General features: G+C 72.4%; 22 protein-coding genes. 10 read left to right on the forward strand and 12 right to left on the reverse strand.

The window, feature by feature from the left end:
* The first annotated feature begins 109 nt into the window (after nucleotides 1–109).
* Nucleotides 110–2632 (forward strand): ATP-dependent Clp protease ATP-binding subunit, encoded by a 2523-nt coding sequence (locus VSR01_RS22845; RefSeq protein ID WP_326451032.1) that lies wholly within the window; start codon nucleotides 110–112, stop codon nucleotides 2630–2632.
* A 151-nt stretch (nucleotides 2633–2783) separates the two neighbouring features.
* Here the strand turns inward: VSR01_RS22845 and VSR01_RS22850 are convergent, their stop codons facing one another.
* From VSR01_RS22850 to VSR01_RS22860, 3 genes are read right to left on the reverse strand one after another with little or no spacing between them, the layout of a single operon-like run.
* On the reverse strand, nucleotides 2784–3218 hold the full coding sequence (locus tag VSR01_RS22850; protein ID WP_326451033.1) for a hypothetical protein: 435 nt from the start codon (nucleotides 3216–3218) through the stop codon (nucleotides 2784–2786).
* Between the two features lie 50 nt (nucleotides 3219–3268).
* The gene (locus VSR01_RS22855; RefSeq protein WP_326451034.1) at nucleotides 3269–6397 is read right to left on the reverse strand and encodes an NACHT domain-containing protein; all 3129 of its coding nucleotides are present in this window, start codon (nucleotides 6395–6397) and stop codon (nucleotides 3269–3271) included.
* Nucleotides 6398–6401: 4 nt separating this feature from the next.
* Nucleotides 6402–6794, reverse strand: coding sequence for a trypco2 family protein (locus VSR01_RS22860; RefSeq protein WP_326451035.1), 393 nt, complete (start codon nucleotides 6792–6794; stop codon nucleotides 6402–6404).
* Between the two features lie 509 nt (nucleotides 6795–7303).
* Here VSR01_RS22860 and VSR01_RS22865 point away from each other — a divergent pair.
* Nucleotides 7304–8044, forward strand: coding sequence for a M23 family metallopeptidase (locus VSR01_RS22865; RefSeq protein WP_326451036.1), 741 nt, complete (start codon nucleotides 7304–7306; stop codon nucleotides 8042–8044).
* A 66-nt stretch (nucleotides 8045–8110) separates the two neighbouring features.
* Here the strand turns inward: VSR01_RS22865 and VSR01_RS22870 are convergent, their stop codons facing one another.
* Nucleotides 8111–8698: a TetR/AcrR family transcriptional regulator gene (locus tag VSR01_RS22870; protein ID WP_326451037.1), complete on the reverse strand. Its 588-nt coding sequence runs from the start codon at nucleotides 8696–8698 to the stop codon at nucleotides 8111–8113.
* 245 nt (nucleotides 8699–8943) lie between these two features.
* On the opposite strand from VSR01_RS22870, the gene VSR01_RS22875 reads away from it, so the two are divergent.
* Entirely contained in the window at nucleotides 8944–10650 is a 1707-nt protein-coding gene (locus VSR01_RS22875; RefSeq protein WP_326451038.1) for an MDR family MFS transporter, read from the forward strand.
* A gap of 154 nt (nucleotides 10651–10804) precedes the next feature.
* On the opposite strand, the gene VSR01_RS22880 is transcribed toward VSR01_RS22875, so the two are convergent.
* The 4 genes from VSR01_RS22880 to VSR01_RS22895 form a co-directional block, all read right to left on the reverse strand.
* On the reverse strand, nucleotides 10805–11359 hold the full coding sequence (locus VSR01_RS22880) for an NUDIX hydrolase (protein ID WP_326451039.1): 555 nt from the start codon (nucleotides 11357–11359) through the stop codon (nucleotides 10805–10807).
* Nucleotides 11360–11364: 5 nt separating this feature from the next.
* On the reverse strand, nucleotides 11365–12486 hold the full coding sequence (locus tag VSR01_RS22885; RefSeq protein WP_326451040.1) for an NAD-binding protein: 1122 nt from the start codon (nucleotides 12484–12486) through the stop codon (nucleotides 11365–11367).
* Nucleotides 12487–12508: 22 nt separating this feature from the next.
* Complete coding sequence (locus VSR01_RS22890; protein ID WP_326451041.1) at nucleotides 12509–12937, reverse strand: hypothetical protein; 429 nt, start codon at nucleotides 12935–12937, stop codon at nucleotides 12509–12511.
* 165 nt (nucleotides 12938–13102) lie between these two features.
* Nucleotides 13103–13666 carry an ATP-binding protein gene (locus tag VSR01_RS22895; RefSeq protein ID WP_326453764.1) on the reverse strand — a complete coding sequence of 188 codons (564 nt, stop codon included), beginning with the start codon at nucleotides 13664–13666 and terminating at the stop codon, nucleotides 13103–13105.
* Between the two features lie 86 nt (nucleotides 13667–13752).
* Between VSR01_RS22895 and VSR01_RS22900 the strand changes: the two genes are divergently transcribed.
* Genes VSR01_RS22900 through VSR01_RS22915 form a run of 4 tightly spaced genes read left to right on the forward strand, consistent with a single transcriptional unit; the run spans nucleotide 13753 to nucleotide 16743 of the window.
* Nucleotides 13753–15087 (forward strand): hypothetical protein, encoded by a 1335-nt coding sequence (locus VSR01_RS22900; protein WP_326451042.1) that lies wholly within the window; start codon nucleotides 13753–13755, stop codon nucleotides 15085–15087.
* Nucleotides 15088–15097: 10 nt separating this feature from the next.
* Nucleotides 15098–15667 carry a GNAT family N-acetyltransferase gene (locus VSR01_RS22905; protein WP_326451043.1) on the forward strand — a complete coding sequence of 190 codons (570 nt, stop codon included), beginning with the start codon at nucleotides 15098–15100 and terminating at the stop codon, nucleotides 15665–15667.
* Between the two features lie 5 nt (nucleotides 15668–15672).
* Entirely contained in the window at nucleotides 15673–16344 is a 672-nt protein-coding gene (locus VSR01_RS22910) for a YdcF family protein (RefSeq protein ID WP_326451044.1), read from the forward strand.
* Between the two features lie 21 nt (nucleotides 16345–16365).
* Nucleotides 16366–16743, forward strand: coding sequence for a hypothetical protein (locus VSR01_RS22915; RefSeq protein WP_326451045.1), 378 nt, complete (start codon nucleotides 16366–16368; stop codon nucleotides 16741–16743).
* A 77-nt stretch (nucleotides 16744–16820) separates the two neighbouring features.
* Here the strand turns inward: VSR01_RS22915 and VSR01_RS22920 are convergent, their stop codons facing one another.
* Nucleotides 16821–17450: a TetR/AcrR family transcriptional regulator gene (locus VSR01_RS22920; RefSeq protein WP_326451046.1), complete on the reverse strand. Its 630-nt coding sequence runs from the start codon at nucleotides 17448–17450 to the stop codon at nucleotides 16821–16823.
* A 144-nt stretch (nucleotides 17451–17594) separates the two neighbouring features.
* Here VSR01_RS22920 and VSR01_RS22925 point away from each other — a divergent pair, with 144 nt between their 5' ends.
* Together VSR01_RS22925 and VSR01_RS22930 are read left to right on the forward strand one after the other, a co-directional pair.
* Entirely contained in the window at nucleotides 17595–18329 is a 735-nt protein-coding gene (locus VSR01_RS22925) for an SDR family NAD(P)-dependent oxidoreductase (protein ID WP_326451047.1), read from the forward strand.
* 34 nt (nucleotides 18330–18363) lie between these two features.
* Nucleotides 18364–19077 carry an NADPH-dependent F420 reductase gene (locus tag VSR01_RS22930; protein ID WP_326451048.1) on the forward strand — a complete coding sequence of 238 codons (714 nt, stop codon included), beginning with the start codon at nucleotides 18364–18366 and terminating at the stop codon, nucleotides 19075–19077.
* A gap of 7 nt (nucleotides 19078–19084) precedes the next feature.
* On the opposite strand, the gene VSR01_RS22935 is transcribed toward VSR01_RS22930, so the two are convergent.
* The gene (locus VSR01_RS22935) at nucleotides 19085–20038 is read right to left on the reverse strand and encodes a LysR family transcriptional regulator (RefSeq protein ID WP_326453765.1); all 954 of its coding nucleotides are present in this window, start codon (nucleotides 20036–20038) and stop codon (nucleotides 19085–19087) included.
* A gap of 300 nt (nucleotides 20039–20338) precedes the next feature.
* On the opposite strand from VSR01_RS22935, the gene VSR01_RS22940 reads away from it, so the two are divergent.
* Nucleotides 20339–21151 carry an SDR family oxidoreductase gene (locus tag VSR01_RS22940; RefSeq protein WP_326451049.1) on the forward strand — a complete coding sequence of 271 codons (813 nt, stop codon included), beginning with the start codon at nucleotides 20339–20341 and terminating at the stop codon, nucleotides 21149–21151.
* 51 nt (nucleotides 21152–21202) lie between these two features.
* Here VSR01_RS22940 and VSR01_RS22945 read toward each other — a convergent pair whose 3' ends face one another.
* Nucleotides 21203–22057, reverse strand: a complete 855-nt coding sequence (locus VSR01_RS22945) for a helix-turn-helix transcriptional regulator (protein WP_326451050.1) — start codon at nucleotides 22055–22057, stop codon at nucleotides 21203–21205.
* A gap of 460 nt (nucleotides 22058–22517) precedes the next feature.
* Nucleotides 22518–23093, reverse strand: a complete 576-nt coding sequence (locus VSR01_RS22950; RefSeq protein WP_326451051.1) for a TetR/AcrR family transcriptional regulator — start codon at nucleotides 23091–23093, stop codon at nucleotides 22518–22520.
* Nucleotides 23094–23171 lie beyond the last annotated feature (78 nt).

Genomic DNA, 23171 nt, shown 5'->3' on the forward strand with positions numbered 1-23171 from the left:
TGCGAGCGGGGGTGATTCGTGAGCGGCGCCGCTGTGCGGGACTAGCATGCGGTAGGACAGGGAGGGGACCGACCCCTCACTGCCCGACCGCTCTGAGGAGCGATTAACGATGTTCGAGAGGTTCACCGACCGCGCGCGGCGGGTTGTCGTCCTGGCTCAGGAAGAAGCCCGGATGCTCAACCACAACTACATCGGCACCGAGCACATCCTCCTGGGCCTGATCCACGAGGGTGAGGGTGTCGCCGCTAAGGCCCTGGAGAGCCTCGGGATTTCTCTTGAGGCGGTCCGCCAGCAGGTGGAGGAGATCATCGGCCAGGGGCAGCAGGCCCCGTCCGGCCACATCCCCTTCACCCCGCGTGCCAAGAAGGTCCTGGAGCTGTCGCTCCGCGAAGCCCTTCAGCTCGGCCACAACTACATCGGCACCGAGCACATCCTGCTCGGCCTGATCCGCGAGGGCGAGGGCGTCGCCGCCCAGGTCCTGGTGAAGCTGGGCGCCGATCTCAACCGCGTCCGGCAGCAGGTCATCCAGCTGCTGTCCGGCTACTCCGGCGGGAAGGAGTCGGCCACGGCCGGCGGGCCGGCCGAGGGCACCCCCTCGACCTCGCTCGTGCTGGACCAGTTCGGCCGCAACCTCACCCAGGCCGCTCGTGAGACCAAGCTCGACCCGGTGATCGGGCGCGAGAAGGAGATCGAGCGGGTCATGCAGGTGCTGTCCCGCCGCACCAAGAACAACCCCGTCCTGATCGGCGAGCCCGGCGTCGGCAAGACCGCCGTCGTGGAGGGCCTCGCCCAGGCGATCGTCAAGGGCGAGGTGCCCGAGACCCTGAAGGACAAGCAGCTCTACACCCTGGACCTGGGCGCCCTGGTGGCCGGCTCGCGGTACCGCGGTGACTTCGAGGAGCGGCTGAAGAAGGTCCTGAAGGAGATCCGCACCCGCGGCGACATCATCCTGTTCATCGACGAGCTGCACACCCTGGTCGGCGCCGGCGCCGCCGAGGGCGCGATCGACGCGGCCTCCATCCTCAAGCCGATGCTGGCCCGCGGCGAGCTGCAGACCATCGGCGCCACGACGCTCGACGAGTACCGCAAGTACCTGGAGAAGGACGCCGCGCTGGAGCGCCGCTTCCAGCCCATCCAGGTCGCCGAGCCGTCGCTGCCGCACACCATCGAGATCCTCAAGGGCCTGCGCGACCGGTACGAGGCCCACCACCGGGTCTCCATCACCGACGAGGCGTTGGTCCAGGCGGCCACCCTGGCCGACCGCTACATCTCCGACCGGTTCCTGCCGGACAAGGCGATCGACCTCATCGACGAGGCCGGCTCGCGGATGCGCATCCGCCGCATGACCGCGCCGCCGGACCTGCGCGAGTTCGACGAGAAGATCGCCGACGTGCGCCGCGAGAAGGAGTCCGCGATCGACTCGCAGGACTTCGAGAAGGCCGCCTCCCTGCGGGACAACGAGAAGCAGCTGCTCGCGGCGAAGGCCAAGCGGGAGAAGGAGTGGAAGGCCGGCGACATGGACGTCGTCGCCGAGGTCGACGGCGAGCTGATCGCCGAGGTCCTCGCCACCGCCACCGGCATCCCGGTCTTCAAGCTCACCGAGGAGGAGTCCTCCCGGCTGCTGCGCATGGAGGACGAGCTCCACAAGCGCGTCATCGGCCAGAAGGACGCCGTCCAGGCGCTCTCCAAGGCGATCCGCCGCACCCGCGCCGGCCTGAAGGACCCCAAGCGTCCCGGCGGCTCGTTCATCTTCGCCGGCCCGTCCGGCGTCGGTAAGACCGAGCTGTCCAAGGCGCTCGCGGAGTTCCTCTTCGGCGACGAGGACGCGCTGATCTCCCTGGACATGTCGGAGTTCAGCGAGAAGCACACCGTCTCGCGGCTCTTCGGCTCCCCGCCCGGATACGTCGGGTACGAGGAGGGCGGCCAGCTCACCGAGAAGGTGCGCCGCAAGCCGTTCTCCGTGGTGCTCTTCGACGAGGTCGAGAAGGCCCACCCGGACATCTTCAACAGCCTGCTGCAGATCCTGGAGGACGGCCGCCTGACCGACTCCCAGGGCCGGGTCGTGGACTTCAAGAACACGGTGATCATCATGACCACCAACCTCGGCACCCGGGACATCTCCAAGGGCTTCAACCTGGGCTTCGCCGCCCAGGGCGACACCAAGTCCGGGTACGACCGGATGAAGGCCAAGGTCAGCGACGAGCTGAAGCAGCACTTCCGGCCCGAGTTCCTCAACCGCGTGGACGACGTGATCGTCTTCCCGCAGCTCAGCCAGGAGGACATCCTGCAGATCGTCGACCTGATGATCGGCCGGGTGGACGAGCGGCTGAAGGACCGGGACATGGGCATCGAGCTGTCCACCGAGGCGAAGGTCCTGCTCTCCAAGCGGGGCTACGACCCGGTGCTCGGCGCCCGGCCGCTGCGCCGCACCATCCAGCGGGAGATCGAGGACTCGCTGTCCGAGAAGATCCTCTTCGGCGAGCTGCGCCCCGGCCACATCGTCGTCGTGGACGTCGAGGGCGAGGGCGAGTCGGCGAAGTTCACCTTCCGCGGCGAGGAGAAGGTCACCGTGGCCGACGCCCCGCCGGTCGAGACGGCGGGCGGCCCGCCGAACCTCACCAAGGAGGCGTGACGCCTCCGGCGCGGAAGCCCTCACCCGGCCCCCTCCGCGCCCGGCGGCCCCCGGCCGCCACCCCGCGCCCCCGGCCCCGGCCGGCCCCGCCCCTCCCAGGGCTGGGCCCCGGGGCCGGGGGCGTTTCGGCGCTCCCACGCTGCGCCGGCTCTCACGCGCGGGGGCGGGGGCGGATCTCCACGTCGGCCGCGAGGGCGTCGGCGTTCAGGAGGGTCAGGCCGGGGGGTGGGTCCTGGACGACGACCCGGGTCAGCTCGGGCAGGGCGGCCAACGGGGAGAGGTCGACGAAGGGCGGCGCGCTGCCGAAGGGCGCCGTCACCGTGAGGTGGGTGAGACCGGGGAACAGCTCCGGCAGCGGGGCGAACTGCGCGTCGTCGTCCCGCGCGCTGACCTGGAGCCGCCGGATGCCGGGAAGCGGCGGGAAGCTCACGTCGAACACGGGGTCGGGGCTGGAAGCCGGGAGGGACCACAGCTCGGGAAGATCCGCCAGAAGGGCCCAGTCGGCGCGCGAGAGAGGTCGCCGCGCGCGGTGGAACGCCAGGTGCGTGAGCTGCCGCAGCCGCTCCACGCCGCCGAAGCCGTTCACACCGTAAGGGGTGATGAGCGAGCCGACCGGCAGGCCGTCGGGGAGGCTGGTCAGCCCGCCCAGTCGTCGTACGGGCTCTCGACGGCGAGCCAGTGCAGAGCGGTCTGGCCGGCCAGCGCGCCCAGGCCGAGGCCCGGCGGCTGGCGGAGCAGGGAGAGCACGCGCAGTGACAGGCCCGCCAGGGGCGACAGGTCGGTCAGCTGCGAGCAATCGCCGAGCACCAGCGCGGAGAGCCGGGGGAGCGTCGCCAGCCGCCGGAGCTCCTCGTCGGACACCGGGTTCATCAGGTCCACCCTGGTCACGACGTCGGTGTCGGCCAGCCGGTCCAGCACGTCGGTGGCGGTGAGACTTCCCAGCGCGTCGACCTGTTCGACGCCGCCGATGCGTCTCAGCAGGTCCAGCTCGTCCGGCGAGTCGACGGCGTAGAGGGTCTCCGCCCGGGGGAGCCGGTCGAGGATTTCGACGGCATAGCGCTCACGGTCCACTCCCGCCGGGAAGCGGGCGACGTGGTGGCGGACCTTCTGTCCGCCGGGGCCGGTGAATCGGGCCAGCACGGCGATCGCCGCGTCGGTGCCGATCAGCTGGGCTGTCCGTGCCACCGCCAGCGCCTCGTCGTCGTCCAGCCCCTCGGGTCCGGGCAGCAGCTCCAGGACCATCGGGCCGACCTCGGCCAGCTTCTCGGCCTCGGCGGCCGTCCGCGGCGGGATCAGCCGTGCGCCGCGCTCCTCGACCAGCGCGCGGACCGCCGGGTCCAGCTCGGTGGCGTGTTCGAGGCAGGCCATCGCCAGCAGGTGCAGGCGGGCGCGGTGGGACCTGGCGCGGTCGCCGCGCGCGACGATCTTCTTCAGCAGGCGGGCCCGCTCGTCCGGGCGGGCGTGCGCGACGGCCATCCGGATGACGTCGGCCCACTGGTCGTGGTGGGCGTTGCGCGCCATCAGGTCGAAGTCGCGGTCCTCCACCGCCGCCCGCGCGGCCAGGTAGTCCTGGAAAATCCGGTGGACGAAGTCCAGCGAATCGGTCGTGGGCGCGCGCAGCAGGCCGCTGCGTTCGAGCAGGTAGCGGTAGACCGCCGCCGCGTCGCCCAGCGCCGCGACCCCCGGCATGGCCGGCAGCGCCGCCTCGATGAGCCCCAGCGCGTCCTCGCGGTCCATCTCCGCCTGGCCGTTCTTCACCAGCCAGTACGCGAGCTTCTGCAGCAGCTGCACCTGCGGCGCCTCGGCCAGCGCCGGCGCCAGCTCGCGCTGCTCGTCCCGGCGCACCAGCAGCATCGACAGCGCCGCGTCGTACAGCTCCTTGCGCCCGGTCGGCAGATAGCCGCCGCGGTCGCGGTGCAGCGCGCAGATCAGGGCGCACATCAGCGGGTTGGTGGCCAGCCGGGCGAGGTCCTGCTTGGTGCGCAGCGCGTCCAGCAGCGAGCGCTCGTACGCGTCGATGCGGGCCAGCTCTTCGGTGTCCGTCCCGCCGTCCCGGTCCGGCGGGACGGTGGCGCGCGCCGCCTCGTGCCAGCGCGCGGTGAAGGCCCGTACGTCCGCGCGGCTCATCCGCGACAGGGTCAGCTCGGTGAAGCTCGCGTCGGCCAGCCAGGAGTCCTCGACCGCCGAGGGGCGCGAGGTGACCAGCCAGTGGTTGCCCGGATACGCCGCGAGCAGCCCGCGCAGCCAGTCCCCGACGCGTTCGCGGGCCCGCTCGTCGATCTCGTCCAGGCCGTCGACCAGCACCAGCCCGCGCCCCTCGGCCAGCACCCGCTCGGCCCAGCTCGGCGGCGCGGTCATCGGCGCCTCCACCGCGGACAGGAACTCCGCGGGCGCCGGCAGGGCGCCCCGCCGCGCCACCGTGCGCAGCGGCAGCACGAACGGCACCAGGTCCCGTAAGTGGCTGAGCCCCTCGCCGAGGTCCTGCCGCGCCGCGCTCACCGCCAGCCACTGCACCAGCGTGCTCTTGCCGGACCCCGCGACGCCGCGCCGCAGCACCCGCTGGTGCCCGGCGAGCGCCTGCTCCGCGGGGACCGGGCCCGCGGGGACCGGCCCCGGCCCGTCACCGGGCCCCGGGTCCAGCGCGGACATCCCGATGACGGGGACGGGCTGGTGCCAGCGGGACACCGCCCGGCGCGCGCTCGGCGACACCTCCAGGCTGTAGTACGCCGCGTCCAGCGGCCATACCGCCCGCCCGCGCCGGCTGACGTCGATGCCGAAGATCCGCAGCGTCTCGTGGCGCTTGGCGACGTAGCCGGCGTAGCGGGACTCGAACTCCGCGACCTCGTCGCGCACCTGCCCCGGCGGCGGGACCAGGCGGGGCCGCTTGCCGCCGTACCGCCTCAGCGCCGTGTAGAAGCCGTCCTCCGGCAGGAACCTGTGCGCGGGTGTGACGGTGACCCGGCCGTGCCGCCACCCGTGCGGGTCGCCGGCGACGACGCCCAGCAGCGCGCCGCCGGCGAAGACCGCGGCGCCCGACATGCCGGCCAGCGGCGAGAGGCCGTCCGCCCGGGGCGCGGGCGGCGCCCCGTCCAGCACCAGCACGCCGCGACCGGAGAACAGTCCCGTGCCGGGCTTGTACGTGCCGGTGAGCTGCTCGGTGTCCAGCCGCCCGGCCGCGTCGCGCTGCACGTACGGGAAGCCGACCGCCACGCAGCCGGGGATCGGGCCGAGGGAGGTGATGTCCGCCCACGGTTCGAACCATCCCAGGCCGCTCCCGTCGGTCAGCTTCCGTTCGCAGGCGACCAGCGCGACGTCGACGCCGCCGGGGCCCTGTGGCGTGGCACGGTCGCGCCGCCACACCCCGGCGCGGTGGCACACCACCTCGCCGCGCGGCCCGGGCACGGTGACCCGCACCTCCTCCGTGCCCTCCACCACGTGGGCGGCGGTCAGGACGAGGTAGGGGGTCAGCAGATAGCCGCTGCCCTGGCGCCCGCCGCAGCGGACCACGGCGAGCCGCGCGGCCTGCGGACCGGGGGCCCGCCCGCCGGACCCGGCCGCCTGGGCGGCACGCCGGCCGCGGCGGCGCCCTGCGGGGGCTTCGGGCGTGCGGGCCGGTTCCCCCGCGGGCCCGGCGGGCGTGCGGGCCGGTTCCCCCGCGGGCCCGGCGGGCGTGCGGGCCGGTTCCCCCGCGGGCCCGGCGGGCGTGCGGGCCGGTTCCCCCGCTGGCCCGGCGGGTTTCGTCGGCGCGTCCGCCGGCTCCTCCATCGGCTCAGTACCTCCCGCCCGGGCGTGACCCGTCGCCGTCGCCCCCGTCGCCCCCAACGCCATCGCCCTCGCCCTCGCCCGGCCCGGGCACGCCACCCAGCCCCGACACGTCCCCCTCGTCCGGCGCCGCGATCAGCGGCGAGCGCCCGGTCGCCGCGTCCACCGGGCGGAGCGTGAAGGAGACGGTGTGGGTGCGGCCCAGGGCGCGGGAGGCGTCGCCGCCCGCGTCGACCACCCACGCCTTGACGCCCGCGCGGCCGGTACGCGTCCGCTGGAGCTGCACGGAGAACTCCATGTGGATCTCGCCGACCTCGAACCGTATGCCGGAGCCCGCGCCGCGCGCCGCGCCGGCCATCAAGCCCTGCCGGACGGCCTCGACCGCCTCGGCCAGCTCCATCCCGTCCACCGGTCCGCCCGGACGCGCATCCGGTCCGCCCGGACGCGCATCCGGTCCGCTCGGACGCGTCATCGGTTCGTCCCCCTGCGTCGTCATGCGGCCCCCCTCGCGCTCACGTGCGGCCCCCGCCGGCCCTCCCACCGTAACGGCGCGGCTGTGACCGGGGCCACGAAACGGGGGCACGCGGCGGGCCCGCCGGTGATGTGTCCCACGTGAGCCGCGCCACTTACTACCGCGCCTAGTGCGTACGGCGCACCGCGCGCGGCTGTCCACAGGCTGGGGACGGCGCGGTGCGGGGCCGTCCCCGCCCGACAGGGGACGATTCGGGCATCGCGGCGGTTTCCGGCCGCCGGGCGAGGAGCGCGGAACCGCCCGCGGGCCGGGCGCCGGCTACGAAGCGGGGTCGTACGGGGGCTCCTTGTCGGCCGCGGAGGGCCGGGTTACCAAGGATGGGCGACCGGCCGCAGCCGGTTCGGTCGCTCCCCCAACCCCAGTGAGGTCATTTCTTCATGCGCAAGAACTCGACGACGAAGAACCGCGCCCCGAAGTCCGTCACCCGCGGCCGGGTCGCCGTGGTGGCCGGCGGAATGGTCGCGGCGCTCGCGCTGGGCACCTCGGCGGCGCTGGCCGCCGACGCCCACCCCGCAAGCTTCCTCGCCGCTGGTTCGGCACACAGCATCTCGGACGCCGTGGCGAAGCAGGCCGGCGGGCAGAAGGCCGCCGCGGCCAAGGCCGCCGCGGACGCGAAGAAGGCCCAGGCGAAGGCCGCGGCGGAGAAGAAGGCCGCCGCCGAGGCGAAGAAGCGCGCCGCCGCCAAGGCCGCCGCCGACCGCAAGGCCCGGATCGCCGGGTGGGAGACCCCGACCACCGGCTACGTGCTGGGCGCGGGCTACCACCAGGTCGGCTCGCACTGGATCCACACCCACTCCGGCCAGGACTTCGTGGTCCCCAGCGGCACCAGCGTGCGCGCCGCGCACACCGGCACCGTGGTGACGGCCGGCTGGGGCGGCGCCTACGGCAACAACATCGTGATCAAGCACGGCGCGCACCTGTACACGCAGTACGGCCACCTGTCGCACATCGGCGTGCACGTGGGCGAGCACGTGATCACCGGCGAGGAGATCGGCAAGTCCGGCTCCACTGGCAACTCCACCGGTCCGCACCTGCACTTCGAGGTGCGCACCACCCCGGTGTACGGCTCCTCGGTCGAGCCGCTGCACTTCCTGCGGGCGCACGGCGTCAACCCGTAAGCAGTCGACTCCACCCGTGAGGGGTCCCCTCGGCGTGAGGGGAAGCCCCCGCCAGGGGACCCCGCGTCACCGCGTGGCGGTGCTCGGCGCCTCCGCCTGGGCCAGCAGATCGAGGGCGACCTCCAGGACAGCCGCGCGCTTGTCCTCGGGGTCGCCCTCCAGGTTCTGCATGGCGAACATCCCCGCGTGCATCGCGAACAGCGCGGTGACCGAGCGCACCTGCGCCGTCATCGTCGCGCCCTCCTCGCGCAGCAGGGCGTGCAGCCCCTGTACGTTGCTGCGCAGCGTCTCGCCGATGGACAGGTCGCGCACCGTCGCCTGGTTCTCCTGGATGAAGCGGAAGAAGCGCGACGCGCCCCACAGGATGTCGCTGTAGCGGCGCAGCAGTTCCTGCTTGGTGGCCAGGGTGCGCGGCTGCCGCTCGCCCCAGGCGATCAGGTCGGCGACCGGCGTGGCGAGGTCGTCGGCCAGGCTGGCGAGGATGTCCTCCTTGGTCTTGAAGTGGTAGTACAGCGCCGCCTTGGTCACGTCCAGGTGCTCGGCGATCTCGCGCAGGGACGTCTTCTCGTACCCCTGCTGTGCGAACAGCTCCAGCGCGACATCCTGGATGCGGCGACGGGTGTCGCCGCGGCGTTGCTGATGCGGTGTGGCCATGGGCTGTCGCTCTCCTGCTGCACTCCTGCGCTGCCCGTCACCGGGTGCGTGGCGAAACGTGACGGACCGGGCCTCACACGGTAGGCCCTCGGCTTGAGGCTACCCACTTACTTGACGCCCGGCTAGTAGAGACCGTACCGTGTGATCACGACAATTATCTAGCCGGGCGGCAAGTAAGTTACGTACCAGTTTTCTCGGCAGGACGACAGCGGAAGCCGCCCACTTCCGGGGGAAGGAAACCGGTCATGTCCCAGACCGCACCGCCGGCCGACACCGTCGCCGCCAAGCCGGAGCCGCGTCAGCGCAGCGTCCGCGTGGTGATGATCGGCCTGATGATCGCGATGCTGCTCGCGATGCTCGACAACATGATCGTCGGCACCGCGATGCCGACCATCGTCGGCGAACTCGGCGGCCTCAACCACCTGTCGTGGGTGGTCACCGCCTACACCCTGGCCACCGCCGCGTCGACGCCCATCTGGGGCAAGCTCGGCGACATGTACGGCCGCAAGGGCATCTTCCTCACCTCGATCGTGCTCTTCCTGGCCGGCTCCGCGCTGTCCGGCATGTCCCAGAGCATGGACCAGCTGATCAGCTTCCGGGCCATCCAGGGCCTGGGCGCCGGCGGTCTGATGGTCGGCGTGATGGCGATCATCGGCGAGCTGATCCCGCCGCGCGAGCGCGGCAAGTACCAGGGCCTGATCGCCGGCGTCATGGCGATCGCGATGATCGGCGGCCCCCTGGTCGGCGGCTCGATCACCGACAACTGGGGCTGGCGCTGGAGCTTCTACATCAACCTGCCGGTCGGCGCGGTCGCGCTGACCATGGTCACCATCGTGCTGCACCTGCCGAAGAAGCGGACCGAGAGCCGTATCGACTACCTCGGCGCCGCGCTGCTCACCGTCGCGATCACCTCGCTGGTGCTGCTGACCACGTGGGGCGGCACCCAGTACGCATGGGGCTCCGGCCAGATCATCGGCCTGCTGGTGCTGGGCCTGGCGTCGCTGGCCGCGTTCCTCTACGCCGAGACGCGCGCGGTCGAGCCGATCCTGCCGCTGCGGATCTTCCGCAACCACAACTTCTCGCTCATCTCGCTGATCGGCTTCCTGGTCGGCTTCACGATGTTCGGCGCGATGACCTTCCTGCCGCTGTACCAGCAGACCGTGCAGGGCGCGTCGGCCACCAACTCCGGCCTGCTGCTGCTCCCGATGCTGCTGGCGATGATGGCGGTGTCGATGGTCGCCGGCCGGATCACCACCAGCACCGGCCGCTACAAGGTCTTCCCGATCGTCGGCGGCGCGCTGATCACCGTCGGCCTGTACCTGCTGTCCACGATGGACGTGCACACCAGCCGCTTCACCTCCGGCCTGTTCATGGCGGTGCTCGGCGCGGGCATGGGCTTCATCATGCAGATCACCATGCTGATCGCGCAGAACAGCGTGCAGATGCGGGACATCGGCGTCGGGTCGTCGTCCGCGACGCTGTTCCGCACGATCGGCGGTTCGTTCGGCGTCTCGCTGTTCGGCGCGCTGTTCTCGCACAAGATCCAGGACTCGATGGCCGCGAACGCCGGGGCGTCCGGTGCGGCGGTCACCAAGTCCGGGGCGCAGCTGGACCCGGCGTCGATCGCGAAGCTGCCGGCGGGGATCAAGGACGCGTACTTCCACGCGGTGGCTTCGGGTACGCACATCGTGTTCCTGATCGGCGCGGCGATCAGTGTGGTCGGGTTCGCGGCGGCGTGGTTCCTCACGGAGACGCCTCTGCGGGGTTCAGCGCCGAAGACGCCCCCGGCCACGGAGACCTCCGAGGCCGCCCCGACCGCGCCCCCGGCCGCCGAAATCTCCGAGGCCGCGCCGGCCGCGTCCCCCGCTGCGGGAGCCTCCGAGGCCGCGCCGACCGCGTCCCCGGCCGCGGGGTCTGCGGACGACGAGCCGCTGGTGGCCGACGTGCACTGACCCACCCGGCTGACCCTTCCCACCCGGCCGGCGCCGCCTCACCCCGACAAGGCGGCGCCGGCCGGGGCGTACGTGACGCCGACGCCGGGCGCCGCGCGGGCAGCCGTGCCGTGTCGGCACCGACGCCGGGCCTTCACTCGGGCAGCGTCCGGCGTCAGCGTAGCGCTTGGACGACGCGCCGTCGCAGCCGGGGGTCGTGCAGCGCGTCCACGGGCCGCCACGCGGCGCCCGCGACCTCCTCGACCTGGAGTTCGCCCACCTCGGCGTCGGTCCTGAAGAGGAACCGGAAGTCGATGTGCCGGTGCGCGGGCTCGCCCTTCGCGTCGTTGGCGGGGATCGGGTGGACGTCGATGTGCACCGGCCGGTCGTCCAGGAGCGTGACGGCGCCGGGGGAGACGCCGGTCTCCTCGGCGAGTTCCCGCAGCGCGGCGCCGGCCAGGTCCACGTCCGCCGGCTCCAGATGTCCCCCGGGCAGCAGCCACTTCCCGGTGGCGACGTGCAGCACATGCAGCACCAGCCCGTCCGCCCCGACGAGGACCGCGCCGGCGGTCGCGTGCCCCCGGAACTCCTTCCGACTCCCGACGTCCACCCCGCCCGCGTCCGCGCCCCCGGCCAACTCGACCGCGACCGCGAGGTCACCCTTGTCCTCCGGGTACCGTTCGAGATACGCAGCGAGCGTGCTGCGGATGTGCTCGGCCGTGACGGCCACGTAGATCACCTACTGAAGTAGTCGAGCCAGATCCCGGCGACATCGCCCCGGTCGGCCGCACCGACCTCGTGCATGCCAGGAGCCAGGTCGCCGCGGGTGAGCATCCTGATGGCCGCCAGTATCTCGGCCTGCACGAGGTGGATGAACGGTCCCACGCTCGCGCCGTGCAGGAAGTTGACGGCGTTGCCGCCGTTGGCCAGATAGAAGTAGTGGCCCGTGGTCTGGTACCGCGTGACGTGCTCACCAGCCGCCGTGCGGGTGTACACGTCGGGCAGTCCGTTCAGCTCCAACTCGTCCTCGCTGGAGGTGACGGTGGCGACGTACGCACCGTTGCGCACATGAGGGAAGTCCTCGCCGCGCAGGGAAACCGCGCCGGTCGCGCAGAGCACCAGCCCCGCTCCGGCGAGCGCCCCCTGCCGGTCTCGGGCCACGGCGAACCCCTGCGAGAGCGCCTGCGTGCGTCGTACCGGATCGGTGTCGAACACGGTGACCTGGACTCCTTTGGCGTGCAGGAGCCGGGCGATGCTGGAACCGAGCTTGCCGAATCCGATGACCAGCGCGGGTCGGCCGTGCGGAATGTCGCCCCGGCCCCGCATGACGGCCTCCGTGGAGAACACCACGGACTGACCGACCAGGAAGTCCTCGGGTTCCTTCAGCGGTGAGCGTGCCACCGAGACCACCGGGCAAGGCGGCTTGTCCAGGGCGGCGTACCGCCGGTGGCCGTTCTCGGTGTCCTCGACCACTCCCACGACGCGGCCGGAGAACCGCGCGTACAGGCTGGCCAGCGTGGGGGCGAAGTAGCCGCCGACATCGAGCAGCACGATCGGCTCACCCCCGGCGCGGGATTCGAAGTAGTCCAGCGTGGCGTCGGCATCGGCGAACAGTTCACGCGACAGCACGTCGACCGGCACGGTCTTCTCGATCTCGCGCTGTGCCGTTCCGTCGATCGACTTGGGTTTGGGCAGCACCGCCCGCAACCCGCTCATGGCGGCGACCGCCCGCACGAAGCACGGCCGCTCCGGGAGCAGATGCGTCACCAGGAACGATGTCACCGCCTCGCCAGGAGCGAACCGCGCCGCGACCTTGCCGAAGTACGCGTCCAGCCGCGCGCGTTCGAAGGTCTCCATGTCAGTTCCCTTTCTGGGGCGGTTAGGCGGGTTGGGTGGTGGGGTGCCAGGGGTCGGTGAGTTCGTAGCAGTGGCCGCCGGGGTGGTCGGCGTACTGGCAGCAGGTTTCGTCGAGGGGTTCGGGGGCGCGGGTGCGGCAGTCCGGAAGAACCGTGAGGGCGAGGGGGTCGTGGGGGTGGGTCCAGCGGACCCAGAGGGAGCCGGTGTCGGCGCCGGGCAGGTGCATGGCGTAGGCGTGGTGGTCGCCGGTGGTGTGGGCCTGGAGGGTGCAGCGCAGGTCGCGTTCGACGCGTGCGGTTTCGGTGTCGCCGGTAGCGCTGGTGGGGGTGTGGGCGTGGGCGACGGGGACGAGGTGGTCGGGGAGGGTGCGCCGGGCGCCGCAGACGGGGAGGAGCGCGGGGGCGTGGGTGGTGGTGGGGTCGGTCGTGTCGGTGGTGGTGCGGTTGGTCATGGGGTGGCTTTCGGTGTGGTGGTGGGTGGTTGGTGGGTTCTGTGGGTGTGGGTCCCCTCGCCCGGGGTCGAACCGGGGTCTTCCCGGCCGGGGGAGTGCCGGGGGCTCTGCCGTTGAGGTACGAGGGGTGGCGGGGGAGTGCGTGCGGCGAGTCGGTGCGGGTGCTCAGGCGGGTGACGTGTTGAGCAGGGCCCAGACGGTTTTGGTTTCGTCCTGGTGGGGGGTCCAGCCCCAGTCGTGGGACATCGCGTGGACGAGGGGGAGGCCGCGGCCGGTTTCGGCGTACGGGTCGGCGTCGGCCGTCATGGCCGGCGGTTGCGGCGAACTGTCGCGTACCTCGATCAGCAGAGCGCCGCAGTCCGCGGTGACGGTCAGCTCGGTCGCCGGACCGGGGGCGTGTCGTAGCGCGTTGGCGAGCAGTTCGGTGAGCACGAGCAGGGCCGGGTCGGTGATCTGGCCCAGCTGCCATCGCGTGAGGAGTGCGCGGACCGTGCGTCGGGCGTGGCCCACGCGGGCGGGGTCCGGGTCGAGCGCGAGGGTGGCTTTGTGATGCGCGCGGACACGCGGTCGGCGGCGTGGGTCGAGGGCAGTGGCGGCGGGCATGGTGCGGTCTCCGTTCCGGAAAGTCCAGGCGGGGTTGCCCGGTTCTTCTGTCTTGAGGGAATCGGAGTCGGTCCGGCGATCGCGTGGCCATGGGGATGTAAGAAGGATGCAATTCCCGCTTCGCATGAGGCCTGTGAGGGCATGGGGCCTGCAACGTGCCCATTCAGGAGTTACGTTCGGATCGTTCACGTGGTGGTAGCGCCGGAGCTGAGATGACCGCAGACGCTTTGCCCAACAACGTCATCCGCGGGGTGCGGGAGGTCCAGTTCCGCATGAGCCGGGAGGAGTTCGCGCGGCTGGTCAACACGACTGCGGCGGCGACAGGCGAGAACACGGGCTGCACCGCGCGGCTTGTCGCTGCGTGGGAACGCGGGGAGGTGACGAGCCCGCGGCCGGTGTACGAGAGGGTCCTGCACGAACTCACCGGCCGCGGCCTGGCGGAGTTAGGCTTCCGCCCCCGCCGGACCGCGACCGAAACGGCCGTGCGCCTCCCGCAGTTGGCACATCCGAACGATCCGTACACACGAAAGGCGGATGACACCGACGTGGAACGGCGCGCTCTTCTCCGCGACGGGGTCGGCTCGGTCACCAGCGTGGCGCTGGGCTTGAACGGTCCCCAGAGCTCCGGACGCCGGATGGGAATGCGAGAGGTACGTAGCGTCGTCGCGTCGACCATGGCCTTGTACGCGCATGACCATGATCACGGCTCTGCGGTCATGCGGCGCGAGGCCACCAAAGCTCTGCACACCAGCTACGAGTGGCTGAACCACGGCCACTTCACCCAGGCAACTGGACGCCTTCTGCGGTCGGCGACGGGTGCACTTTCCATTGCCGCCGGCTGGTTGTCGTTCGACTCGGGCCAGCACGCCGACGCCCGGTCTCTCTACAACGAGGCCCTGGCCGCCGCTCGACTCGCGCAGGATCCGGAGCTGGAAGCGCACAGCTTCGGCTGCCTGTCCTTGCTGGCGAAAGCAAGTGGACGGCCACGTGAAGCTGTTGCAGCCGCGCAAGCCGCCCGCAGCGTCGCCGGGCCGCTCGGTTCTCCGCGCATGCATGCGTTGTTCGCCATGCGCGAGGCGGGCGGGTGGGCGCTCATCGGGGATCGAAGCGCCTGCGATGCCGCGATCATCGATGCCCACGCTTACTACGCCAAGGGCCCGCGCGAGAACGATCCAGCGTGGCTGGAGTTCTTCACCCCCGCCGAACTGGCGGGGCTGGAGGCACTCTGTCGCGCCGACTTGGGCCAGCACGAGCGCGCCGCGTACGGCGCCGAGCAAGCCGTGCTTCTCCATGGTGAGGCCTTCGCGCGCAACCGCGCGCTCTACGTCGCCGATATCGCGGTTCAGAACGCAGTACGCGACAGGCCGGACCTCGATGCTGCTGTAGACGCCGCGAACAAGGTGCTGACCTTCGTACCCGAAGTGAAGTCCCGCCGCCTCCTGAACGCGCTGCGGGAGGTCGAGGCGGCTTTGCAAAGGCACGCCAAGGCCCCGCTCGCGTCGGAGTGGCTGGACAAGCATCGCGCCCTGACCATTGATTCCGCCTGAGGAGAACAGCGTGACCCGCGCCATGGCAAACAACGACATCGCCGCCGCAGACGAGACTGTTATACGCGTCCACGGTGTCAGCCAGACCCAACCCTTGGTGGACACTTTGGCGGACATCTGGGCGGACGCGCACCCGGAGTTCGCAGCCAACAGCCCGGATGGCCGGGCGCGCAGCGTCGCCTCCTTCCGTCGCCAGGTGAACGGCCATTTCAGACATGCCGGATTCACGTTGGCTGCCGCGTACCAGAGTGGCACTCTCGTGGGGTTCGGCTACGGCTTTCCGTGCTCGGCCGAATACTGGTACGGCGCGGAGCTGTTGCCTGACATCCCCACTGACGCCCGCGAGGATCTGATGGGGCTCTGCGAGCTGGCCGTCCGGCCGGGCTGGCAGTCCCAGGGCATCGGAACGCGCCTGCATCAGCGCCTGGTCGAGGCCGTCGCCCCGCGCTGGACGTCGCTGCTCGTCCGCCCCGACAACCCCAGGGGCCGCGCGCTGTACGACCGTCTCGGCTACCGGTACGCGGGCCCGTACCGCAACGGTGACGAGACGTACGACCTGCTGATCGCCCGCGTGGAGTGAGCGGGGTGTCGGAACGCGGGCAGCGGGCGATCGGTGACGGACAGCGGGATGCGGCGCGGCGGTTGTGGGACTACTGCCGGTTGGGGCACGAGCCGCGGGCGTGTGCCGTCGGGATCGGGCTGGGGAGTCATGATCTCGGGGTGGCCTCGCGGGCGGCGGAGTTGTTCCACGCGGGGATGTTTCCGGTGATCGTGTTCAGCGGGGGGAACAGCCGGACGACGGTTGCGCGGTTCCCGCGGGGAGAGGCGGTGCACTACCGGGAGCACGCACTCGCGTTGGGAGTTCCGGACGCGGCGATCCTGGTCGAGCCGCGGGCCCGGAACACCGGGGAGAACGTCACGTTCTCGCGGCGGGTGCTGGCCGGGGCCGGGATCGTGCCGGAGTCGGTGATGGTGGTGTGCAAGCCGTACGCGGAGCGGCGTTCGTACGCGACGGTGCGGAAGCTGTGGCCGCAGGTCGATGTGGTGTGCGCGTCCGAGGCGTTGGGGTTCGAGGAGTACGTGAAGGGCATCGGCGACGCGAAGTTGGTGGTCGACATGCTCGTGGGCGATGTGCAGCGGATCATGGCGTATCCGCGGCTGGGCTTCGCCGTTGAGCAGGACGTTCCGGATGAGGTGCGGGCCGCGTACGAGGTGCTGGTCCGCGACGGCTTCACGAGCCGTCTCGTTGCCGGCTGAGCGAGCGTGGGGAGTTCGAGCGTGACGGATCTCGTGTACGAGCCCGGGCGGGTGTTCCGTGAGGCGTGGATCGCGGGGGTGCTGCGGCACTATCCGGGGGAGCCGAAGGCCGCGTACGTCGCGGGGTGGGAGGAGACGCCGCAGTGGGAGCGGGCGTCGGCGGCGGCCGTGGAGGACCAGGTCCGGGAGTTCCTCGTGGTCAGCGGCGGGCACGCGGCACGGCTGAGCCGGGAGCAGAAGGGCCGCTTCGTCGCGACGTGCTGGATCGCGCAGATCTACCGGCACTTCGAGCATCCCAAGCCCGGATACGTCGCGGACTGGGCGGAGTTGCCGCAGTGGCAGCGCGAGACCGACGCGGACATCTTCGAAGCGGTTCAGGCGGCGGTCGCCCGAGCCTGAGCGCACCGTTCCGCCGCTTGGCTTCACGTTCGGCGTGGCACCGGGCCAAGTGCCGCTGACCGGCGCCGCGTCGGGCGTCAGCGCGACGCCTGCTCCTGTCGGCGGCCGGCGCTGGCCGTAGCGGGGGCCGGGATCGCGTTGTCCACGAGCACCGCCGCGATCGCCGCCGCGGTGGGAAACGCGTCCGCGTCGAGCACCCGCGTACGCGCCGCCGCGCCGTCGATGAGCAGCGCGAGCTGCTCGCCGAGCTGCTCGGGATCGGCGGCGCCGGCTCGCCGCGCGGCGTCCGTGAGCCGCGCGGCGACGGCCTGCTTGTACTCGCGTGCGTACCGGGACGCGGGGTGCTGCGGGTCGTGCAGCTCGACGGCCGCGGCGATGTACGGGCACAGGGGCGTGGTCGGGGGGATGTCGAAGACCGCGAGGAGCTGTTCGCGGGGGGTGAGGTCGTCGCGGTCGAACACGCCGGACAGCACGGAGGGGTCGAACCGGCGCAGATACTCGGCGACCAGCTCGTCCTTGCTCGCGAAGTGCTGGTAGGCCGTGCGCTTGGACACCTCGGCCGCCGCGCAGAGCTGGTCCATGCCGGTGCGGTTGATGCCCTGCTCGCGGAAGAGCCGCTGGGACGCGCCGAGGATGCGCTCGCGTGCGCCGCGCCCGCGACGCCGGCCGGTGGGGCCCTTCTCCAACTCCTGCTGCGACTCCGTCATGGCTCCATCCTACCCCGGTTGGGTAACGACCGGTGTACATAGTTTGCGCGTCGCCTCGCCGCCCCGTACGGTAAGCACACAGGGCGGTGTACTTAAGCCGTCCTCCCAGGTGCGCACGGCACCACCGGACCCGAGGGAGCGACCATGGGAAAGCTGGACGGCAAGGTAGCGGTCATCACCGGCGGCACCACCGGCATGGCACTGGCCGGAGCGAAGCTGTTCGTCGACGAGGGGGCGTACGTCTTCGTCACCGGCCGCCGGCAGGACGCGCTGGACCAGGCCGTGAAGGAGATCGGCCGCAACGTCACCGGCGTCCGCGGCGACGCCGCCGACCTGGACGACCTGGACCGGCTGTACGACACCGTCAGGCGGGAGAAGGGGAGCCTGGACATCCTGTGGGCCAGCGCGGGCGGCGGCGAGCCCGCGCCGCTCGGCGAGATCACCGAGGCGCAGTTCGACACCTGGTTCGGGCTCAACGCCCGCGGCACCCTGTTCACCGTCCAGAAGGCCCTGCCGCTCCTCAACGACGGCGGCTCCATCCTCATGACCGGCTCCAACGCCTCCCTCGGCGCCTTCCCCGGCTGGAGCGTCTACGCCGGCAGCAAGGCCGTCCAGCAGGCCTGGGCCCGCGTCTGGCTGAACGAACTCAAGGACCGCCGCATCCGCGTCAACGTCCTGACCCCCGGCCAGGTGGCCACCGCCAAGCAGGAGGAGCTCTTCGACGAGGCCACCCGGCAGCAGTTCGAGTCCCTCATCCCGCGCGGGCAGATGGGCCGCCCCGACGAGATCGCCACCGTCGCCCTCTTCCTCGCCTCCGACGACTCCAGCTACGTCAACGGGTTGGAGCTCGTGGCCGACGGCGGCACCACCGCCCTCTGAACCGGACTCTGTGCGACCAGAGGCAGGGCATCACATGAGCAGCATCAGCATCATCGGCACCGGGAACATGGCCCGCGCCATCGGCGCGCGGGCCCTGGCGGGCGGCAACACCGTCGAGATCATGGGCCGGGACGGGGCCAAGGCCGCCGATCTGGCCGAGACCCTCGGCGCCGAGGCGCGCGCCGGCGCTGGCGCCGGCAGCACCGGCCGCGTCGGCAGCACGAGCGGCGCCGGCAGCACCGGCGTCAACGCCGTTGTCACGACGGGCCGGTGGGGCGCCACGCCCGCCGGAGACATCGTCATCGTGGCGCTGCTGCACGACGCCGTCGTGCCGGCCGTCAGCCAGTACGGAGACGCCCTCGCCGGCAAGGTCGTCGTCGACATCAGCAACCCCTTCAACCCGACGTTCGACGGGCTGGCCCACCGCGAGCCGACCTCGGTCGCGCAGGAAGCCGCCCGGGCGGCCCCGGCCGCCGACGTGGTGAAGGCGTTCAACACCGTCTTCCGCCACGTCCTGGAGAACGGCCGCCCCGACGTCTTCATGGCCGGGGACAGCGCGCGGGCCAAAGCGAGCGTGGCGGCGTTCGTCGAGAGCCTCGGGCTGCGCCCGCTGGACGTCGGCGGTCTGCGCATGGCGCACTGGCTGGAAGGAGCCGGTCTGCTCACCGTGGGCCTCGCCAACCACGCGGTGGGCCACCTGGACTTCGCCCTCGGCGTCGCCGAACTCCGGGCCGACGCGGTGAAGTGACCGCCCGTCAGGAGGGCTCGTCGACGTGACCGGCGCCGCGCCCGGTGTCGAGGCCGGGAAGCTGGAGACGCGAGGCCGCGCGGACGAGGTGGGCCAGGGGGAGGGAGCGGCTGTGCGGGGGCCAGGCGATGTGGGTCACGACCGGGGGCGCGTCGGTGAGGGGGACCGCCGCGTGCTCGGGCCACAGCCAGGAGCGGGCCGAGTCGGGGAAGACCGCCACCGCCCGGCCCAGGGCGATCAGTTGGGCGATCTGCGTCAGGTTCTCGATCACCGGGCCGCGGCCGGGCGGCTCGACGCCGCGGGCCGGCCAGCGGGCCAGCGGCAGGTCGGGGATGTCGGCGATCTCGTCCGTCGTCAGGCCGGAACGCGCCGCGAGCGGGTGCGCGGCCGGCAGGATCGCGACCTGGCCCTCGGTCAGCAGCGGCTCGCTGTCGAACCCGACCAGCGAGTTGAACGGCATGTGCATCAGCGCCGCGTCCGCGCGGCCGTCGCGCAGCATGTCGCCCTGCTCGCAGATGTTGCACTGCAGCACCTCGACCTCGACCGCGCCGGGCTCGGCCGCGTAGGCGGACAGCAGCCTGTCCAGCAGGTGGTGGGAGCTGCCCGTCTTCACCGCGAGCATCAGACGGTTGGGCCGGCCGCCCGCTCCGCTCCCGCCGCCGGCCGGGCCCACGCCGTACGCCGCGGCGTCGTCCGCCCCGCCCGCCCGGCGGGTGCGGCGCGCCGCCGCCGTCGCCGCGTCGAGCGCGGCGCGGCCCTCGTGCAGCAGCACCTCGCCCGCCGCGGTCAGGGACACGCCGCGCCGGTTGCGTACCAGCAGCGTGACGCCCAGGCGCCGCTCCAACTGCTGGATCGCCCGGGACAGCGGCGGCTGCGCCATGCCGAGGCGCTCGGCCGCGCGGCCGAAGTGCAGCTCCTCGGCGACGGCCGTGAAGTACCTCAGCTCGCGGGTCTCCAGCATGTCCGCGCCACGGAACGCGTCCGCGCCGCCGGGCGCTCCCGCCTCCGCGCTCGCGGGCGGTCCCGCGACGTCCCGCCGCACCTCCGCGACATCCCACCGCGCGCCTGCGCCCGCGCCCGCGTCCCACCGCGTGCCAGCGGCTGCGCCCGCGTCCGCCGACGCCTCCACCGCCCCCGCTCCGCCCCTCGCCCGACGTGTGTCCATACGACCAGCCTACCCGCCCGGTGATACCGACCGGGTATCACTGGATACCGCATCGGTGTTGGCCGCCCCCCGCCGCCCGGCGTGAGCATCGACCGCATGAGCGACACGAACACCACCGAGCACACCACCGAGCCCACCACCGAGCCCACCACCGACAGCGCCCCCGGCGACGCCGCCGGTGCGAAGACCGCGCTGGTCACCGGCGCGAACAAGGGAATCGGGTACGCCGTCGCCGCCGGCCTCGGCGCCCTCGGCTACCGCGTGGGCATCGGCGCCCGCGACGACGCACGGCGTACGACCGCCGTGGAGAAGCTGCGCGCGGGCGGCGTGGACGCGTTCGGCGTACCGCTGGACGTCACGGACGACCGCAGCGTCGCTGAGGCCGCCGACCTGGTCGCCCGCGTGGCCGGACGCCTGGACGCCCTGGTCAACAACGCCGGGATCTCCGGGGAGATGGCCCCCGGCTGGTACCAGGACCCGACCACGCTCGACCTGGACCTGGTCCGCGAGGTCGTGGAGACCAACGTCCTCGGCGTCATCCGCGTCACCAACGCCATGCTGCCGCTGCTGCGCCGCGCGGCCTCCCCGCGCATCGTCAACATGTCCAGCTCCGTCGCCTCGCTGACCCGCCAGGCCGACCCGGACATCGACGTCGGCCCGATCATGGCGGCGTACGCGCCCTCCAAGACCTTCCTCAACGGCGTGACCGTGCAGTACGCCCGGCAGTTCGCCGGCACGAACCTCCTGGTCAACGCCGCCTGCCCGGGGCTGGTCGCGACCGACTTCACCGGCTTCCACGGGCCGCGCACCCCCGAGCAGGGCGCGGCCACGGCGATCCGGCTCGCCACGCTGCCCGACGGCGGCCCGACCGGCGGCTTCTACGAGGACGCGGGCGTCGTCCCCTGGTGACACCGGGCGTACCCCTGCCGCGCCCCTGCCGCGCCCCTGCCGCGCCCCCGCCTACCCCGGGTGCCGCGGGGGCGGCAGAAGTCCCAGCGCCTGCGCGCGCAGCACCGTGGAGAGCCGGTCCGCGGTGCTGAGCTTCCGGTACAGGTTCCCGATGTGCTTCTGGGCCGTCCGCACGGATATGCCCAGGCGGCGGCCTATCGCCTCGGCGGTCAGGGAGTTCCCGAGCAGCCCGAGCACGACGGTCTCGCGCGGGGTGAGCCCGTGCTCGGCGGCCAGCCGCACCGGGTCGAGGCCGGTGCTCGGGCCGGCGGCCGCGTCGGGTCCCGCGACCGCGTCCGAGCCGGCGGACACCGGCCGGCGCAGCGCCCGCAGATTGCGGCACTGCCGCTCCACCCCGCACAGCAGCGGCTGCAGCCGCTTCGCGTACTCCACCTGCGCCGGCGTGTAGTCGCTGCTGCGCAGCAGCTTCCAGCCGCGGTACGGCTCGTCGAGGGAGGTGTCCGGGAACGGGATGGTCAGCATGTCCCGGACGCCCAGCTCCTCGTAGGAGATCGTCGCGTACGCGGTGTTGCGCCAGGCCAGCCGGCCGATGATGCCCACGGCGCTGGTCGGCGCGGGGTCGGTGGACACGATGTAGTGGTCGATGAACGGGTAGCACCTGCGCACCCGCGCCCGCAGCTGCTCGCTCATCGCCTCGCCGCCGAGCTGCTCGGTCGGCTCCCACATCCGGACCCGGCCCCGCTGCGGGGTCCACTCCTCCTCCTTGTGCACCACGAGGTCCGCGTCCAGCGCGCGCAGCACCTCCTCGGCCAGCGTCCGCCACAGCTCGTCCGGATCCGACGCGTGCAGCGCGCCCAGCGCGAGGTCGGTGATCCGGTCGTGTCCCGCCTGGCCCGCGTACGTCACGGCGTCCCCCTGTATCCGCGTACTACGTAGTTGTACCCATGTTCTCGGCCACATGGGTGCTGGCAAGCTTGTTACGTGACGATCCAGCAGGTCATGACGGCCGGGGAGGGCAACACCGAGGAAATGTCCGAGGGATCGTCCGCGGAAACGTCCGACGACGCGCGGACCGCGCGTCCGAGGAAGCGCGCCGCCGCACGGGACGCGGTGGCGGCGCGGACCCGCAGATGTCCCGGCCCCTTGCAGGGGGAGCGCAGCCGGGGAGGCTGACGCATCGAGGGGAAGCAGGGCCGGGATGCAGCCGGGCCAGGTCGCGGGGGGGATCAGGGCCTGGCCCGGCATTCAGGGGTGTCCGCACGGTCGGGTCGCCGCCCGGAGGCAGGCGCGGCCGTGCGGACACCCCGGGTATCAGCCCACCGCGCTCTCCCGCTGAGCCTGGGCCGGCCCCAGGCGGCCCCCAGGGTCAGGCGGGGTCCTGGGCCGCTCCCGCGCGCAGGCCGTCGAGGACGGTCTCGAAGAGGGGCCGCAGGTAGTCGGGCGATTCGTTGATCTTGGCGATGGCGACGATCACGTCGAAGACCTGCTCCAGCGTCAGGTCGTCGCGGATCTGCCCGGACTCCTGGGCCGCGGTCAGCAGCGGGCGGCCCGCCTCGACGGCCCGGCCGCGGTGGCTGGTGAGGCCGACCCGGCCGGTGTGCTCCAGCAGCTCGGACGCGATCAGCCGCTTGTGCGGGATGAACGCGATGATCAGGCGCAGCCAGGCGATGAGCGCCGCGTCGGGGGACTGGCCGGGCTCGCTCGTCGCCGCGGCGCAGACCTGGTCGACCTCGTCCGCGTAGAGGGCTTCCAGGAGCTCCTGCCGGCCGGGGAAGTTGCGGTACAGCGTGGCCATGCCCACCCCGGCGCGGCGGGCGATCTCCGCCATGGAGATGTCGGGGACGGGCTCGGCGAACGCCTCCCGGGCCGCGTCGAGGATCTTGTCGCGATTGCGCTCCGCGGCCGCCCGCCGCCTGGGGAACGCGGGTTTGCCTGCCTCCATGGACTCCTCCTCCGGACGTCGTGGGCCTGGTCCGCGTCCTGGGCCTGGTCGGCGCGGTCGGCGCGGTCGGCGCGGTCT

It is taken from the genome of Actinacidiphila sp. DG2A-62 (assembly GCF_035825295.1).
In the GTDB taxonomy this organism is placed as follows: domain Bacteria; phylum Actinomycetota; class Actinomycetes; order Streptomycetales; family Streptomycetaceae; genus Actinacidiphila.

Coding starts and splice junctions, on each gene's coding strand:
- VSR01_RS22855 (WP_326451034.1), bottom strand. CDS start 6,397: ATGGAGGAGCCGGCGGACGCGCCGACGAAACCCGCCGGGCCAGCGGGG.
- VSR01_RS22930 (WP_326451048.1), top strand. CDS start 18,364: ATGAGCAGCATCAGCATCATCGGCACCGGGAACATGGCCCGCGCCATC.
- VSR01_RS22900 (WP_326451042.1), top strand. CDS start 13,753: ATGACCGCAGACGCTTTGCCCAACAACGTCATCCGCGGGGTGCGGGAG.
- VSR01_RS22885 (WP_326451040.1), bottom strand. CDS start 12,486: ATGGAGACCTTCGAACGCGCGCGGCTGGACGCGTACTTCGGCAAGGTC.
- VSR01_RS22920 (WP_326451046.1), bottom strand. CDS start 17,450: ATGACGGAGTCGCAGCAGGAGTTGGAGAAGGGCCCCACCGGCCGGCGT.
- VSR01_RS22935 (WP_326453765.1), bottom strand. CDS start 20,038: ATGCTGGAGACCCGCGAGCTGAGGTACTTCACGGCCGTCGCCGAGGAG.
- VSR01_RS22845 (WP_326451032.1), top strand. CDS start 110: ATGTTCGAGAGGTTCACCGACCGCGCGCGGCGGGTTGTCGTCCTGGCT.
- VSR01_RS22890 (WP_326451041.1), bottom strand. CDS start 12,937: ATGACCAACCGCACCACCACCGACACGACCGACCCCACCACCACCCAC.
- VSR01_RS22950 (WP_326451051.1), bottom strand. CDS start 23,093: ATGGAGGCAGGCAAACCCGCGTTCCCCAGGCGGCGGGCGGCCGCGGAG.
- VSR01_RS22875 (WP_326451038.1), top strand. CDS start 8,944: ATGTCCCAGACCGCACCGCCGGCCGACACCGTCGCCGCCAAGCCGGAG.
- VSR01_RS22940 (WP_326451049.1), top strand. CDS start 20,339: ATGAGCGACACGAACACCACCGAGCACACCACCGAGCCCACCACCGAG.
- VSR01_RS22860 (WP_326451035.1), bottom strand. CDS start 6,794: ATGGAGCTGGCCGAGGCGGTCGAGGCCGTCCGGCAGGGCTTGATGGCC.
- VSR01_RS22865 (WP_326451036.1), top strand. CDS start 7,304: ATGCGCAAGAACTCGACGACGAAGAACCGCGCCCCGAAGTCCGTCACC.
- VSR01_RS22925 (WP_326451047.1), top strand. CDS start 17,595: ATGGGAAAGCTGGACGGCAAGGTAGCGGTCATCACCGGCGGCACCACC.
- VSR01_RS22870 (WP_326451037.1), bottom strand. CDS start 8,698: ATGGCCACACCGCATCAGCAACGCCGCGGCGACACCCGTCGCCGCATC.
- VSR01_RS22895 (WP_326453764.1), bottom strand. CDS start 13,666: ATGCGAAGCGGGAATTGCATCCTTCTTACATCCCCATGGCCACGCGAT.